Source organism: Mucilaginibacter sp. 3215 (genome assembly GCF_050433785.1).
GTDB lineage: Bacteria > Bacteroidota > Bacteroidia > Sphingobacteriales > Sphingobacteriaceae > Mucilaginibacter.
This window is the reverse complement of the sequence record NZ_JBNPWO010000003.1, coordinates 184,142-198,535: the sequence shown is the minus strand read 5'-3', so window position 1 is coordinate 198,535 and position 14,394 is coordinate 184,142. Positions and strand designations below refer to the sequence as shown.

Below are 14,394 nucleotides of genomic sequence, written 5' to 3'. Positions count from 1 at the left end.
ATTATTCAATTTTCAGAATAAGGTCATTCTTTAATAGTGCAGGTTGTGCTATTTACTAAAACGTTACATTTACCACCATGTCTGCCATTACAACCCGCTTAGCAACTTTTAATGATATCCCCGAATTGCAGGGGCTAATCGCTCTTTCTGTTCGTGGATTAAGCACTAATTATTATAATCAGCAGCAAATTGAAAGTGCTATTAAGTACATTTTTGGAGTGGATACCCAATTGGTTACCGATGGTACTTATTATGTAGCCGAAATAAACGGCGTTACCGTAGGCTGTGGCGGCTGGAGCAAACGCAATACACTTTACGGTGGCGATCAGCATAAAGAAATTGAAGACCCATTGCTTGATCCCAATCATGATGCTGCCAGGATCAGGGCTTTCTTTGTTCATCCGGACTATGCCCGGAGGGGTATAGGTAGTTATATCATAAAGGTTTGCGAAACTGCTGCACAAAACAACGGCTTTAAGAGCCTGCAATTAGGAGCTACGTTGCCTGGTGTGCCGCTTTACGAAGCTATGGGATACAAAGCCATGGAAAATATAGGTCAGCCGATGCCTGATGGGGTGGTATTGCCTTTGGTTAAAATGTTTAAGGTTTTATAGTTTTGGTTTTCATATTAAACACTCCCTTTCAGCGTTATAGCTCAGAACCAAGCCCGCAATCATGCCCAGGAAAATACTGACGGTAATAATCTTATTAATGGCTGTTACCTTAACACAGGCCCAAACTGCTGAAGATACCTACAACAAATACCTCGACTTTAATTTGGCGCGTTTGCAGGGTGAACAGGATAAGGCAATGGAATTATCCCGGCAAATTATGCGGGATACGGCCAGACTATCAGCCAAAGTTAAGATCAATTTTTTCAATTCACTGGCCAGGCTTTATGAAGATGACAATCAAAGTGTAAATGCGATACCCTTATATGAGCGCGTAGTTGCTGCCGAACCTGATTATTATGTGGCCCACCGGGCTTTGGGATACTTGTATCTCAAAAATATCCCCGATGCGGATAAGCCTTTGAATACACCATCTACAGATGCCGAATACATTAAGGCTGTCAAAAAAGCCCTGCCTCAATTGGAGAAGGCACAGGCCTGCGATGCTGACGACAATACTTTAGCCCTGATAAAAACGCTTTATAAGAACATTGGTAATGATGCCGGGTTGACCGAACTGAATAACCGTTTGAAGGTTTTGAAAGAGAAATGTGAAGATATTTTGAGTGATTAGCGCCAAATTACTCCATCCAGAGTAATGCTGAGTGATTAAATCCAGGGGCCTCTGAAGGTGAAACGACAAAAGAGGGCCTGTCAGTCTGAGCCTGTCGAAGACTCGTGTGCAGAGGCTTGCCCGCCATACTTCGACGGGCTCATTATGACACCCATTTTTTAAGTTGCCATGGGTAACTTGCTTCAACACCGCACTCGTTATGCCTCCGGGCGTGCTGATCAAAGCGTTGACTGACCTGTGGGGGGCCGAAACAATCTTCAGAAGCCTCAGGATTTAATAGCTATTTTATTATATTCCTACGTCCTACTTTTGCCTAAAGCTATCACCAATAAATGCTAATGCATCGGTGATGCCGGTGCGCCAGTAGGTCCAGTTGTGGGCTCCGTCGCGGATGCGGAATTCGTGTGGCACTTTCTTTTCTGTAAGGGCTATATGCAGCAGGCTGTTCCCTTTGCTTAGTGCGTCATCATCACCGCAATCTATCCAGTAGCGCACATTTTTCAGATCATCGGTTGTTTTGCTTTGTACCAATCCCAGTATGGAGTTAGCCTGCCAGGTAGCATTAAGGCGTTCTTTTCCTTTAAGATCCGGGCCGAATACCTTGCTATATACATCCTTCCAGCGCTCGTCGGGTATCGCCATAAAGTCATCATCATTACGTACCGCAGCACTCAAAGCCGCTGCTGCCGAGAACATATCGGGATGTTTAAGGCTGTATATCAGTGTACCAAAGCCTCCCATGGATAAGCCCGCCACGCCGCGGTATTGTTTAGTACCTTTTATACGGTATTCTTTTTCGATAGATGGTATAAACTCCTTGAAAAAGAAGTCCTCATAGTTTAGTTTGTACTTGTATGCATTGATAAAGAAGCTTGTGCCCCCATCAGGCATTACAATGATCATCGGTGGAATGGTACCATCGGCAATAGCTTTATCGGCATAGCGGTTAACTTCACCAAATTGCAGCCAGCCGGTATGGTCATCCCCATAACCATGCAGCAGGTATACTACAGGGTAGGTGCGGTTTGATGTTTCATAGTCGGCAGGGAGGTATACTGCGTATTTTACATTATGATTTAAAATATCGCTTTTTATATATTGCTCTTCAATCACCTTGCCGGTAGTTTGCGCAAATACATTTGCCGAAATCAGCAATAAACAAACCAGCAAACCCCTTTTTATAGTACTCATATTCTAATTCATTCAATTAAATCGTCATTTGCACATCCGCATATTTGAAATAAGCGCATCTGCTACTTTTGCCTGAAACTATCACCAATAAATTGCAGTGCGTTGGTGATCCCTGTGCGCCAGTAGGTCCAGGTGTGGGCACCATCGCGCATACGAAATTCATGCGGTACATTTTTTTCGGTAAGGGCGATATGCAGCAGGCAGTTGCCTTTGCTCAGAAAGTCGTCGTCGCCGCAATCTATCCAGTACCTTACAGATTTTAGCTCATCGGTAGTTTTGGTTTGCACCAGGTTTAAAACCGAATTACTTTGCCATGCATTGTTAACCCTGTCTCTTCCCTTTAAACCCCGGCCATAAAGCTGCGCAAATATTTTTTCATAAGTATCATCAGGAGTGCTTACAAGCTGATCGTCGGGAAATACAGCGGCGCTTAAGGCTGCACCGGCTGCAAACAGATCGGGGTGTTTAAGTGTATAGATCAGCGTTCCGTAACCGCCCATTGAAAGGCCTGCAATGCCCCGGTATTTTTTTTCGGCCTTGATGCGCAATGCCTTTTCAATATAAGGCATAAACTCTTTGATGAAAAAGTCTTCATATTTTTCCTTACCGTCATAAGAGTTGATGTACCAGCTCGAATCGGCATTTGGCATTACAATGATCATGGGCGGGATAGTGCCATCGCTAATAGCTTTATCCGCATAGCGATTAACCTCGCCAAATTGCAGCCAGCCGGTATGGTTGTCGGTATAGCCGTGCAGGAGGTAAACTACAGGGTAGGTGCGGTTAGCCGTTTCATAATCCGGAGGTAGATAAACCGCATAATTTACATTGCGCTTTAAAATTTTGCTTTTGAGGCTTTGCTCTTCAAGTACCTTGCCTTGTTGCGCAAATGAATTGAAGCCGTTTACCAGCAACAGGAATAAAAAAACAGGTTTAAGTATTTTCATGGTATGGATGTTTCAGGTTTAAAAATTAAGGGCCTTCCCCTGTTGCGGATATATCAGGTTTAGCTGTAATTTATTGGCAGCTTTTAACTGAGTTTTGATTTTGCTGATGCTGGTCATTGGCGGCTTTAAATGAGTTATTACAATGTTTAAGCCTTTTATAGCATCTGTGCCGGTAAACGAAGCCAGTTTATCCATCTCGGCCATTAACCATTTTGGCGTAAGGTGACCGAACAATGTTTTATCTGGCTGCTCATTAGGGAAAGATACCTCTATTAAAATAGCCTTTAATTTTTTACTTTTTACCAGCGGAGCAGCGGCCTGCCACAGGTTTTGCATGTTGCTGCTTTTTTCTATCTCATCGGGGCCGGTATCACCTAAATAAAGCAAATAATTGTTATTGCTATTCACCAAAAAAGCAGTACTGGTTAAATTGGAATGACTGAGCGGGAAAGCCCGGACCTTAAAGTCAGTATTTTCGATAGCTGTTTCGGTACCGGGTTCCAGTACTTTATAGTGATATTTTTTCAGTGCTGGTGTTTCGCCCTGGTCAGCAAAATTGGCCCAGCTTTTCCAGGTAAAATAGTGCGTTTTTATGGTTTCAATGCAATCATTAAGTGCATAGATGCTTTTGGTGCTGTCCTCGGGTGAGTTAATGATGAGCCCGGCGATATGGTCAAGATGTGAATGGGATATAAAATAGCCTTTAATATATTGCCTGAGCACAGTATTGGCGGGCACCTTAAAGCTTTTACACGTTACAGCTTTTTCAATGCCGTAATGTATTGTGCCTGCATCAAGGCAGATATAGTTGTTGCTGCCTTTGGGTGCAAGCATATAGGCCGATAGGTTGCTTTCATCAATACCCCCCAGTACACCTAAGGGTACCAGCCTGAAAGTCGAAACCTTTGGAGTTTGAGCAGCCAAAATTACAGGGAAAAGGAAAATATATAAAAATGGCAGTAATTTATACTTGAGGTTCATTTTAGGCAGATTTAGCTTTAGTATGCTACGCTACTAAATTAAGGATATGCATAAATAATTAAAGTAAAATGCCGCCTGTTTTTATGAACAGTTACATTACATAACGGGTTTTAAGGCATCGTTCACAAAAAAATTTGCGAACAGGAAGCCAAAACAGGGTGATTTTTAATGCAAGGCTACGCCTACGCCTGGTTTTTAAAGGCTCATTACATTTTTTACACCTGTAAATAGCACGTGGTGTATCTCTTACAATTTCCATTGTTAGGGGGGAGCAATAGTTTCTGCAAAATTAAAGTTCAGTATATTTAAACGAAAGTTTACAGGTTTAGGTTTGCCTTTTTTTGAGAATTTATTCTGTTTTCATGGCCTTCGCAGCAGGTTTTTTATATTCATAATCGCCACCTAACAAATACCCCCACGGTTTAAGTGTTTCAATGCGGTCAAATATGATCTTGAATATGGCAATAACAGGAATAGAAAGGAACATGCCCGAAAGGCCCCAGATCATTTCGCCTAAAATAATGCCTATAAAAGAGATGAGGGCATTGAGCCTAACCTTTGAACCAACTATAGTGGGCAGCAAAAAATTGGCATCAACTGCGTGAATGCCTATAACACTAACAGCCACCGCTACAGTGTTGCTGATACTGCCTGTAGCAAAAGTTATAACAGTACTTAAAAGCAAGGCAGTGAAGATCCCGAGGTATGGAATAATATTGAAAAGACCAACTATAATACCCAGCAAAGCGGCATATTTTATACCTATCATCCAAAAAACAGTAATGGCTACACCGGCAACAATCACCATTTCTAACAGTAGCCCCAATATATATTGCCTCAAAATACTTTGAATATTTTCAACAATATCCATTACCACGTGCTCGTTTTCATCTCTAAAAACCCATACCATAAAACGGATGAGTAAACGCCTGTATAACAGTATAAAAAAGGTGAAGATCATGATGAACACATAAAACAGCATAAGCGATGAGATGGCCCCGAAAGTAGTGCCCAGTACATCAGTGCCCGACTCCATGAGTTTTTTGGCGGTGTCATCAACATAGGCCATTTGCTTGGCAGTGTTAACATGAAAAGCATGTTGAACCCATTGCTGCAAGTCCTGTATTGATTGTTTTACTTGCTTTTGAAGCATCGGCCAGTCGTTAGCCATGTTTGAGATCTGTGACCCTACCAGGTAGAGGATCCCTCCGACAACCCCAACCAACAATAATATAGAAACCAGCGACGCCATGCTGCGGGGCAACCTGAGTTTATTTTCAAGGAAATTACAAACGGGAAGCAACAGTATGGCAAATATAAAACCAAAGATCATGGGATCAAGCAGATCTTTACCCATAATAATCAGGTAGCCAAGGGCCATAAAACCAATAAGTACTAAAGCAAGGCGTTCATAAAATGGAGCGATGAGTTTTTTTGTTGGCATATGGGGCAAATGTAGGGGTATTTATGATGGCTTAACGCGTAATTACTTCAGAAGTTTGAAGATAAGTAATAATCGGGAACAGATCGGGTGAAAATTAATAAACGTTTAAATCATGCCGGATTGAGTAGCAGTTGCGTTTTAAGTAGCAGCAGGAGCGGTTTGGTGTACTTGCTATTACAGTCGTTAAAACTGCTACCATATGCTGCACTGCTGCTCAGTAACTGCTACTAAAATTGTCGCTGCTACTATTAAAAAACTACTACTGATTTTATGTTTTGGCAAATATTTTGCATTGTAATATTATTATTTACTTAAAAAGTAACATTATGGCAAAGTATTCAGAAAAAGCCGGAGAGAAGGTTGAGAAAACCATGCACGAAATGAAGGAAGGCAAGCTGAAAAGCGGCAGCGGCAAAAAAGTAACCAGTAAAAAGCAGGCGGTAGCTATAGGACTGTCCGAAGCCAGGAAAGAGGGAGCCAAAGTGCCGAAGAAGAAAAGTTAATATATTATAACCGGAAAAAAATTTCGGCACCTGTCGAAGTCTGATGAATTTAAACACCATACTTCGACAGGTTTTGGCCTGATTCTTTTATTTTTTTAATGTAAACGCGTCTATGATATCCATCAGCGTCACAGCTTCTTCAATGGGGCAGGGGTTGGGCCCTTCGCCATTAAAGTAAGCTACTATTTTGGTTATGAAAGGCTGCTGGATATGTTCGGGATGAGTGAAAGTTATGGTGTCTTCTTCACTATCAGTTTTCCAATTGATGTAATTGCCAAAAAACGGGAAGGTGATTTTTCCTTTTGTGCCGATGATCTCACAGGTATCGGTGGTTTCACTTTCGGCTACATTAAAACACCAGGAACCGTTAACTACTACTTTATTTTTAAATAGGATCTGCCCGCAAACATGATCGTCGGCAGGTGTTGAGTTTGATTGATTGAGCGAAAAACCATGATACATTTCAGGCTCGCCGAAATAATACAGCATCAAATCGAGCTGATGCGGGGCAAGATCATGGAAGTAGCCGCCGCCTGATAATTCGGGCTGTACACGCCAGTTGGTTTCCACATCGGCAATCAAAGTTGGTTTGCGGCTTTGCCACATCCTGATCTGTACAGTACGGATTTCGCCAATCAGCTGGTTATCAATCAATTCTTTAACCTTTAAAAACATAGGTAAAGCCCGGCGATAATGGGCAACTGTAAGTTTTGAATTGCTTTCATTTACTGCCTCCGCCATAGCCCTTGCTTCGGCCGAATTGCGCGTTACCGGTTTCTCGACATAAACGTTTAACCCTTTTTTTAATGCGGTAAGTGCATAATCAAGATGGGATGCGGGAGGGGTGGCTATGTAGATCGCGTTTAGTTCCTGGTCGTTCAGTAATTCACTGGCATCGCTGTACCATTTGCCTACACTATGGCGTGCAGCATAATCGGCCGCTTTTTCTGCATCGCGGCGCATAACTGCCGCAAGGTTACTTCCCACCACTTTTTTAAATGCAGGCCCGCTCTTTTTTTCAGTTACGTTGCCGCAGCCTATAATACCCCAGTTTATCATTGTTAGCCCTTCTAAATCTCCCCTAAAGGGGAGACTTTAATTTTTATTTAAGGAAAGATATTAAAATTACTTGTCGAAAAGAATAGAAATTGGCGCTCCACCATAGTTCCCCCTTTAGGGGGTTAGGGGGCCAAAATTTCTTCTATCCTTGCTAACTCCTCTGCCGAAAACCGCAGGTTATCCAAAGCTTTTAATGAATCGGATAATTGTTCGGGCCTGCTTGCGCCTATCAATACAGATGTTACGCGCTCATCTTTCAGGATCCAGGCCAGTGCCATTTGGGCCAGCGACTGTCCCCGTTGTATTGCCAAACTGTTTAAATCCCTGATCTGGTTCAGGCGTTCGTCGGTGATGTGACTTTTTTGAAGGAAACCGGTTGGTCGAGCAGCCCTTGAATCTTCGGGGACGCCATGAAGGTATTTATCCGTCAATAAACCTTGCGCCAGTGGTGAAAAGGGGATACAGCCTACGCCTTCGTTACCTAAAACATTCAGCAGACCGCCTTCAACCCAACGTTCAAACATGGAATATTTGGGCTGATGAATAAGGCACGGTGTGCCAAGCTCTTTGAGTATTTTGATAGCTTTCGAGGCCAGCTCTGCCGGATAGTTGGAAACACCAACATACAAAGCTTTTCCCTGGCGAACAATGAGGTCCAACGCAGCCATGCTTTCCTCAAGCGGCGTGTTTGGATCGGGGCGATGGTGGTAAAAAATATCCACGTAATCAAGCCCCATGCGTTTAAGGCTTTGATCAAGACTGGCTACCAGGTATTTCTTCGAGCCCCAGTCACCATATGGGCCCGGCCACATAGTGTAACCGGCTTTACTTGATATAATAAGTTCGTCGCGGTAATCGCGGAAATCTTCCTTCAGGATCTTTCCAAAATTCTCTTCGGCCGAGCCGGGAGGCGGGCCATAATTGTTGGCCAGGTCAAAATGGGTAATGCCGCTGTCGAAAGCGAGATGTAATATTTTGCGGTAATTATCGGCAACGTCAACATGACCGAAATTATGCCAAAGGCCTAATGAAATAGCCGGAAGCTTGATGCCACTGTTACCACAGCGGCGATATTGCATTGTTTGATACCTATCGGCAGATGCTATATATGTCATATTTTTAGGTAAGGATCGGGCCGTAAAAATAGAACTTTAGGCAGATTAATAAAGGTATTTTTGACTTTACTGAAATTAAATTATGGCATGGCTACTATATCATTAACCTGCATCTGATGTTTGGCCCAATCGCGTAGTAATTGTAAAAAAGGAAGTAATTCCCGGCCTGTATCGGTAAGAGTATATTCAACCCTTGGAGGTACTTCAACATGCACCTGCCGAAGGATGAGGCGATCATCTTCCAGCTCACGCAGGGCCTGGGTAAGCATTTTAGAGGTTACGCCTGTTACAGAGCGCCGTAACTCGCCATAACGCATGGTACCATTGCGTAAACGCCACAGTATGCGACCTTTATATTTGCCGCCTATTCGCTGAAAAGCGTAGTCGATACCGCATTTTGGGGCTTCGTGTTTTGATTTTTTATCCATCAATTAAAAATAATATAACTGATTTACAGCATGGTAACTTTTTAGTAATCAGGCTACTTTTTTGTGCCTTATTGCTAATGGAATATAGCAAATATAACTTTGCTTCATGAAATATAAATCGCTTTTGATCCTGATGCTGGTTACCATATGTACGGCATCGGCACAGAACAAACCCTCTGTTTATAATTTGACCGGAACCTATGAATTGGTAACAGTTGATAATATTGCTGCCGACGGCAGCCGAACCCATCTTTACGGTGATTCGCCGAAGGGGATCCTTGTAATTGATGCTATGGGGCATTACGCTTTACAGATCTATAGCGAAAACCGGCTAAAGTTTGCATCGGGAGATAAAGCTAAGGGTACCGATGATGAGAACAGAGCCGCGATAAAAGGATGTAATGCTCATTACGGTACCTATAAAGTTGAAGGGAATAATATCATTTTCAATATCGAACATGCATCGTTCCCAAACTGGGAGGGCACACAGCAAAAACGCCCCTTTACAATTTCGGGCGATATTTTTAAGTACACTGTACCTGCGCCAACTACCGGAGGAGCGGTAATGGGAGAGGTGGTTTGGAAGAAACTGTCTTAATCAGAATTTACAGGATTAAGAATTAACAGGATGTTTTACTTCAAGCCTAGATTTAAAGGGTTTGAAGTAACAGGAAACCTCGCCTATTTCTACATCAAAATTTCGAAAATCCTAAAATTCTGTAAATGCTGATTCAGACAACCTCAGCCACCACAAAAGTGCTGCCGCCCACAAAAACAAGATCATCATTAGCTGAATTTTTTTGTGCTGATAGCAATGCCTCTTTTACAGAAAGGTAGGCTTCACCAATTAAACCATGAGCCCCAGCCTGTGCTTTCATGATTTCAGCGTCCAGGCCTCGTGGAATGTCTGGTTTGCAGAAATAATAAGTAGCATCTTTGGGCAGCAGCGATAACACTTTGCCGGTGTCTTTATCATTTACCATCCCGATAACCATATGCAGGTGATTGTATTTAACAGATGCAATATTTTTCATCACTTCCTCAATGCCATCGGGGTTATGCCCGGTATCGCAAATAGTAAGCGGGTTATGGCTTAAGGTTTCCCAGCGGCCATGTAAGCCGGTGAGATTTTTGACTTGCTTTAAGGCTGTTTCGAGATGCTCATCGGTAATTGCAAAGCCTTGCTCGCGTAATTCATCAACGGCGGATAAAACGGTTTTTACATTTTTAAGCTGATAGCTACCTGTTAGGTCGAGTCCGAAAGTCCGAAAGTCCGAAAGTCCGGAAGAGGTATGGCCCAATGGGTTTCGTTTTGCGCTAATTTTAAGTAGCCCTTCGTTTTCTTTCCGACTTTCGGACTTCCCGGCTTCCGGACTTGAAATCGTCCACTCTCCTGATGCAAACCGAATGTTGCTGTTAGTTTGCGCAGCTTTATCGATAAACACGTTTGATACCTCCGGTTGTTGTTCACCAATGATTACCGGGATGCCCGGTTTGATGATGCCTGCCTTTTCGCCGGCTATCAGTTGCAGGGTATTGCCAAGCATGTTCATGTGATCCCAGCCTATATTTGTAATTACCGAGAGCAATGGGGTGATCACATTGGTTGAATCCAGCCGACCGCCCAAACCCACCTCGATAACGGCGATATCCACCTTTTCTTTGGCGAAAACATCAAAGGCAAGTGCAACGGTCATCTCAAAAAAGGAGGGGGCTATTTCATCAAAATCGGCCCTATGAGCTTCAACAAAGTCAATTACGGTTTGCTCGCTGATCATTTGTCCGTTAATGCGGATCCGCTCGCGAAAATCTTTGAGATGGGGTGAAGTATAAAGCCCTGTTTTGTAACCCGCTGTTTGTAAAATGGCCGCCAGCATGTGCGATGTTGATCCTTTGCCATTAGTGCCGCCTATGTGCACACTTCTAAATTTATGGTGAGGATTATCCAACCGCCTGCAAAGCTCGAGCGTATTGGTAAGGTCTTTCTTAAATGCGGAAGCCCCGTCCCGTGTAAACATAGGGAGCTGGGTGTAGAGGTATTGGAGGGTTTGATTATAGTCCATAGTCCATGGTCCATAGTCCATAGTTGATGGTCAATGGATTTTACCGCAAACTTATGGTTTATGCGTCATAGTGCATAATCATGGTCGATCCAATTTACCGTAAGTTAACAGATAAATGCTATGGTCTATCATCCATCGACAATGGACTAAGAAATCAATTTACCTTAAACACAAAAACAACGGTACCCTGTTGCTGATCGGGGGCATTATCAAGCGGGTTAAGTTTGGAGTTTTTTACAGCATCTTCGCATTTTTGAAGCAAGCCGGCATCTGATATGGTGGTACCACGGGCACCGGCACGGGCATACGTAACGTTGCCATCTTTGTCAACCCGGATATCAACTACAATTTTACCGCTTTGACGGTTGTCGTCACTTACAGAGGGTCGGCTCACAAAGTTACGCTGTGCCATATTCAGGCTACCGCCATTGCCGGATCCTGTTCCGTTATAGTTATTGGTGAGCGTTGTGCCTGTGGTTTTACCCTGATTGCCCGGAGTTTTGCCTGTGCCATCGCCTTCACCGGTACCGGTTGATGCTTTGCCTTTGTACAAAGCATTTTGGTTAACGGTAGGTTTTGCCGGCGGTGTTTTTACCGGTGGAGTAGGGGCAACATTTTGACTTGGTTTTTTAGTAGGCGCGGCCACTTCTGGGGCATCCTCGTTATTTTGGGTAACTACCGTTTTTTCGCTGCTTTCGGGCGTTGGTTTTTCTTCGGTGGGTTTACTTTCGGTAACCTTGTCCGGTTTGGTGTGATTGGCTTTTTCGGCAACAGAAGGTTCTTCGGTGCTCATGTAATCATCGCCCATACCTTCATCAACCGTACCGTAGTTTACCAATATGCCGCCTGTTCCGTTCTCTTCAACTGGCGGATTTTTGAATACAATAAAATAACATGCCGCTATCAGCACAGCCATAATAATGCCTGTTGCTATAAATGCTTTCGGATAGTTATTTTCTTCCCTGTACTCCATTTTTATAATTAGTGCAATTTTTTAATTAGCAGTATTTTCTTAGTTGCAGTGGCAGTTTTTAGTAGCAGTGGCACTTTGCAGTAGCAATACCAGCTGCAAAAGTTAAAAAAATCAAGCAGATAAACTGCTTCCTTGAAACTGCAACTGCTACTTAAAACTGCTACTTTTAAAAAGAGTGGCAGTTTGTTTAAACGATTACAGTAACTTACTGCAATAATCTACTATAAACTTTAAACTGCAACTGCCACTGTTATCCCTTAGGTTCTGTCGCCAAAACCAGTTTAATGTTCAACTTTTGTGCCACGTCCATCACTTGTACCACATCCTGTATAGCTACAGTTTTATCAACATATAAAACTATGGTAAGTTCGGTAGCCAGGGTTTTGTAACCCGCCAGCGTAGTTTGCAAAGCATCCACCGGGATCTCTTTTTTATCTACGTAGTACTTCAGGTCTTTGGTTACTGAAACGGTTATGGTTTTTTTAGATACCGACTGCCCTGTTGATGATTTAGGCAACACCAGCTTAATAACGTTAGGGTTGGTAACTGTTGAGGCTATAAGGAAAAACAGCAGCAGGAAAAACATAATATCGTTCATTGCCGATGTATGTACCTCTGCCGATGCGCCCCTGTGTCGTTTTCTTAAATTCATTTGCTCGGCTCCTCTAACAGGTCAATAAATTCAATGGCATCGGTTTCCAGCTTCAGGATCACCTTATCAACCATCATATTTAAAATGTGGTAGCACACATAAGCTACGATACCTACAAACAAACCTGCGGCTGATGTTACCATTTTTACATATAAACCGCCAGAGATTACACCCATGCTGATGTTATCGGTTTTGGAGATATCATAAAAGATTTTGATTACACCGGCAATGGTACCCAGGAAACCAAACATCGGCGCTATACCGGCTACGATACCTAAAATTCCAATATTTTTTTCCAGTTTGGATACTTCCAGTTTACCAACGTTTTCAATAGCCCCTTCGATATCTTTTATAGGGCGACCAATGCGCAATAAACCTTTTTGCAGCATGCGCCCAAGCGGCGTGTTATTGTTACGGCAAATAGCAATGGCCGATTCCAAATTGCCCGAGTGGATACTTGAACGTACCTGTACCATCAGGTTTGATTCATCACGAGATGCTTTACGGATAGTAAAGTAACGTTCAAAAAATATTACCAGCCCCAGTACAGCTAAAATACCTATCGGGATCATTACCCAGCCACCCTTGATCAACAGGTCGCCAAAGCGAAGTTCTTCAGTTGGCAGTGCTGCGGTTGTTACGGCGTGGTTTGCGGTATCTGCCAGGTGTTTGGCGGTATCTGTAATTTGCTGAATTAATAATAAAGTCATTTCGTGGAATCAGTAATTTGTTTTGAGTATGTGTCTTTAGTTATTTTTCCTTGTGATATGAGTTTTTTTCTCACGGCTTCTGCTTCCCCAGATGAGGAAAACCCTCCAATTATGATCTTGATCCGCGGACCGGTTCCTGGTCCTTTCAGCAGGCGGGCGTCAATTCCCTTGCTTTTATAATCTTTAACGGCCTCATTGCTTTTGGTTAGGGTTTTAAACGATCCTAAAAATATCGCAAACTCAGGCTGTGCTACGGTATCTGTTTTAGCTGTCGGTTTATTTAACGCTTCAACAGGTTTAGAAATTGTCTTTGTCGTATCAGCAACAGTTGGAGCGGAATCCTTTTGGATACTATCCGGCTTAATTACGGGAGCAGCTTTGGGCTTTTCAACCTTTGGTTGTTCTTCAGGGCTGCCATTGTTAAGATGTAATAGTGCGGGGTTATATTTATATACGCCAAAAGCTGCTGCGGCAAGTACAACCACTGCAATTACTATTATAACCCAAATACTGATACCACGCTTAACTTCGGGTTCATCATCAATATACTCAGGCTGCTCAACAACGACTGCGGCTGTCGGCGGAGGTGTATAGGTTTGCTGTAAAGGGATGGCCGTAGGCAAGGGCGGCGGCGGTGGTGTAGGGGGCACATAATTAACCTTGTTAATGGTTACCGGAGTAAGGCCAAAAAACAAAGGATCGCTGCCCGGCGGCTGTTCCTGCGGCCTGAAAGCGATTTTGCCTTCCTGCATGTAAAACCAGCCTAATTGGGCAAAAGGTACTTCATGCAGCGCCAGTTCCTGCTTAAGGCTGTTAATGTATTTTTCGGTGAAATATTTGGATGATGCCAGCGAGATTTTTTTCTTTTCGGCGATATGGCGTGTCAGGATCTCATCGTCTTTAATCTCCTGGTCAAAATGCAGTTCATAACCGGGCGGATAAAAAGTTGCCTGTACATCATCATAATAGCCATTTACACGCAGGCGCGAAAAGCAGCCCAAGCCAGGTACACTTATTTCGGTGTACCGACCGAGTAGTTCGCTTAAATAATTGGCTATATCCATCCGGTAAAAATACGGTTAA

The 14,394-nt window shown here is 43.2% G+C and carries 16 protein-coding genes; 4 read left to right on the top strand and 12 right to left on the bottom strand.

All coding sequences use genetic code 11. The annotated features are described in order from the left end of the window. The first annotated feature begins 77 nt into the window (after window positions 1–77). Window positions 78–614 carry a GNAT family N-acetyltransferase gene (locus ABIC84_RS07375; RefSeq protein WP_429263157.1) on the top strand — a complete coding sequence of 179 codons (537 nt, stop codon included), beginning with the start codon at window positions 78–80 and terminating at the stop codon, window positions 612–614. Window positions 615–711: 97 nt separating this feature from the next. Next, the gene (locus tag ABIC84_RS07370; protein ID WP_429263156.1) at window positions 712–1,245 is read left to right on the top strand and encodes a hypothetical protein; all 534 of its coding nucleotides are present in this window, start codon (window positions 712–714) and stop codon (window positions 1,243–1,245) included. 303 nt (window positions 1,246–1,548) lie between these two features. Here ABIC84_RS07370 and ABIC84_RS07365 read toward each other — a convergent pair whose 3' ends face one another. The 4 genes from ABIC84_RS07365 to ABIC84_RS07350 all read right to left on the bottom strand — a co-directional run bounded on the left by ABIC84_RS07365 (window position 1,549) and on the right by ABIC84_RS07350 (window position 5,808). Beyond that, window positions 1,549–2,436: an alpha/beta hydrolase gene (locus ABIC84_RS07365; protein ID WP_429263155.1), complete on the bottom strand. Its 888-nt coding sequence runs from the start codon at window positions 2,434–2,436 to the stop codon at window positions 1,549–1,551. Between the two features lie 62 nt (window positions 2,437–2,498). After that, entirely contained in the window at window positions 2,499–3,383 is an 885-nt protein-coding gene (locus ABIC84_RS07360) for an alpha/beta hydrolase (protein ID WP_426580856.1), read from the bottom strand. An 18-nt stretch (window positions 3,384–3,401) separates the two neighbouring features. Continuing rightward, on the bottom strand, window positions 3,402–4,364 hold the full coding sequence (locus ABIC84_RS07355) for an MBL fold metallo-hydrolase (protein WP_429263154.1): 963 nt from the start codon (window positions 4,362–4,364) through the stop codon (window positions 3,402–3,404). Between the two features lie 349 nt (window positions 4,365–4,713). Next, the gene (locus tag ABIC84_RS07350; protein WP_426580852.1) at window positions 4,714–5,808 is read right to left on the bottom strand and encodes an AI-2E family transporter; all 1,095 of its coding nucleotides are present in this window, start codon (window positions 5,806–5,808) and stop codon (window positions 4,714–4,716) included. 326 nt (window positions 5,809–6,134) lie between these two features. On the opposite strand from ABIC84_RS07350, the gene ABIC84_RS07345 reads away from it, so the two are divergent. After that, window positions 6,135–6,311 (top strand): DUF6496 domain-containing protein, encoded by a 177-nt coding sequence (locus ABIC84_RS07345; RefSeq protein ID WP_167516215.1) that lies wholly within the window; start codon window positions 6,135–6,137, stop codon window positions 6,309–6,311. Window positions 6,312–6,398: 87 nt separating this feature from the next. Here ABIC84_RS07345 and ABIC84_RS07340 read toward each other — a convergent pair whose 3' ends face one another. The 3 genes from ABIC84_RS07340 to ABIC84_RS07330 form a co-directional block, all read right to left on the bottom strand. Next, window positions 6,399–7,370 (bottom strand): Gfo/Idh/MocA family protein, encoded by a 972-nt coding sequence (locus tag ABIC84_RS07340; RefSeq protein WP_429263153.1) that lies wholly within the window; start codon window positions 7,368–7,370, stop codon window positions 6,399–6,401. Window positions 7,371–7,492: 122 nt separating this feature from the next. Beyond that, on the bottom strand, window positions 7,493–8,485 hold the full coding sequence (mgrA, locus tag ABIC84_RS07335; RefSeq protein WP_429263152.1) for an L-glyceraldehyde 3-phosphate reductase: 993 nt from the start codon (window positions 8,483–8,485) through the stop codon (window positions 7,493–7,495). An 80-nt stretch (window positions 8,486–8,565) separates the two neighbouring features. Continuing rightward, window positions 8,566–8,913 carry a winged helix-turn-helix transcriptional regulator gene (locus ABIC84_RS07330; RefSeq protein ID WP_429263151.1) on the bottom strand — a complete coding sequence of 116 codons (348 nt, stop codon included), beginning with the start codon at window positions 8,911–8,913 and terminating at the stop codon, window positions 8,566–8,568. A 106-nt stretch (window positions 8,914–9,019) separates the two neighbouring features. On the opposite strand from ABIC84_RS07330, the gene ABIC84_RS07325 reads away from it, so the two are divergent. Continuing rightward, a complete protein-coding gene (locus ABIC84_RS07325; protein WP_429263150.1) occupies window positions 9,020–9,511 on the top strand; it encodes a lipocalin-like domain-containing protein in 492 nt (163 codons plus the stop codon). 133 nt (window positions 9,512–9,644) lie between these two features. Here the strand turns inward: ABIC84_RS07325 and ABIC84_RS07320 are convergent, their stop codons facing one another. The 5 genes from ABIC84_RS07320 to ABIC84_RS07300 all read right to left on the bottom strand — a co-directional run bounded on the left by ABIC84_RS07320 (window position 9,645) and on the right by ABIC84_RS07300 (window position 14,375). Continuing rightward, a complete protein-coding gene (locus ABIC84_RS07320; protein ID WP_429263149.1) occupies window positions 9,645–10,997 on the bottom strand; it encodes a bifunctional folylpolyglutamate synthase/dihydrofolate synthase in 1,353 nt (450 codons plus the stop codon). 133 nt (window positions 10,998–11,130) lie between these two features. Beyond that, window positions 11,131–11,949: an energy transducer TonB gene (locus ABIC84_RS07315; protein ID WP_090523406.1), complete on the bottom strand. Its 819-nt coding sequence runs from the start codon at window positions 11,947–11,949 to the stop codon at window positions 11,131–11,133. Window positions 11,950–12,199: 250 nt separating this feature from the next. Next, window positions 12,200–12,601, bottom strand: a complete 402-nt coding sequence (locus ABIC84_RS07310; protein WP_090523411.1) for an ExbD/TolR family protein — start codon at window positions 12,599–12,601, stop codon at window positions 12,200–12,202. Beyond that, window positions 12,598–13,311 carry a MotA/TolQ/ExbB proton channel family protein gene (locus ABIC84_RS07305; RefSeq protein ID WP_090523416.1) on the bottom strand — a complete coding sequence of 238 codons (714 nt, stop codon included), beginning with the start codon at window positions 13,309–13,311 and terminating at the stop codon, window positions 12,598–12,600. The genes ABIC84_RS07310 and ABIC84_RS07305 overlap by 4 nt, the downstream gene beginning before the upstream one ends. Then, window positions 13,308–14,375, bottom strand: coding sequence for an SPOR domain-containing protein (locus tag ABIC84_RS07300; RefSeq protein ID WP_426580838.1), 1,068 nt, complete (start codon window positions 14,373–14,375; stop codon window positions 13,308–13,310). Before ABIC84_RS07300 ends, ABIC84_RS07305 begins: the two co-directional genes overlap by 4 nt. Window positions 14,376–14,394 lie beyond the last annotated feature (19 nt).

Excerpts from the sequence above, each read along its gene's own strand:
- ABIC84_RS07375 (WP_429263157.1), top strand. The coding sequence starts at position 78 with ATGTCTGCCATTACAACCCGCTTAGCAACTTTTAATGATATCCCCGAA.
- ABIC84_RS07370 (WP_429263156.1), top strand. The coding sequence starts at position 712 with ATGGCTGTTACCTTAACACAGGCCCAAACTGCTGAAGATACCTACAAC.
- ABIC84_RS07365 (WP_429263155.1), bottom strand. The coding sequence starts at position 2,436 with ATGAGTACTATAAAAAGGGGTTTGCTGGTTTGTTTATTGCTGATTTCG.
- ABIC84_RS07360 (WP_426580856.1), bottom strand. The coding sequence starts at position 3,383 with ATGAAAATACTTAAACCTGTTTTTTTATTCCTGTTGCTGGTAAACGGC.
- ABIC84_RS07355 (WP_429263154.1), bottom strand. The coding sequence starts at position 4,364 with ATGAACCTCAAGTATAAATTACTGCCATTTTTATATATTTTCCTTTTC.
- ABIC84_RS07350 (WP_426580852.1), bottom strand. The coding sequence starts at position 5,808 with ATGCCAACAAAAAAACTCATCGCTCCATTTTATGAACGCCTTGCTTTA.
- ABIC84_RS07345 (WP_167516215.1), top strand. The coding sequence starts at position 6,135 with ATGGCAAAGTATTCAGAAAAAGCCGGAGAGAAGGTTGAGAAAACCATG.
- ABIC84_RS07340 (WP_429263153.1), bottom strand. The coding sequence starts at position 7,370 with ATGATAAACTGGGGTATTATAGGCTGCGGCAACGTAACTGAAAAAAAG.
- mgrA (WP_429263152.1), bottom strand. The coding sequence starts at position 8,485 with ATGACATATATAGCATCTGCCGATAGGTATCAAACAATGCAATATCGC.
- ABIC84_RS07330 (WP_429263151.1), bottom strand. The coding sequence starts at position 8,913 with ATGGATAAAAAATCAAAACACGAAGCCCCAAAATGCGGTATCGACTAC.
- ABIC84_RS07325 (WP_429263150.1), top strand. The coding sequence starts at position 9,020 with ATGAAATATAAATCGCTTTTGATCCTGATGCTGGTTACCATATGTACG.
- ABIC84_RS07320 (WP_429263149.1), bottom strand. The coding sequence starts at position 10,997 with ATGGACTATGGACCATGGACTATGGACTATAATCAAACCCTCCAATAC.
- ABIC84_RS07315 (WP_090523406.1), bottom strand. The coding sequence starts at position 11,949 with ATGGAGTACAGGGAAGAAAATAACTATCCGAAAGCATTTATAGCAACA.
- ABIC84_RS07310 (WP_090523411.1), bottom strand. The coding sequence starts at position 12,601 with ATGAATTTAAGAAAACGACACAGGGGCGCATCGGCAGAGGTACATACA.
- ABIC84_RS07305 (WP_090523416.1), bottom strand. The coding sequence starts at position 13,311 with ATGACTTTATTATTAATTCAGCAAATTACAGATACCGCCAAACACCTG.
- ABIC84_RS07300 (WP_426580838.1), bottom strand. The coding sequence starts at position 14,375 with ATGGATATAGCCAATTATTTAAGCGAACTACTCGGTCGGTACACCGAA.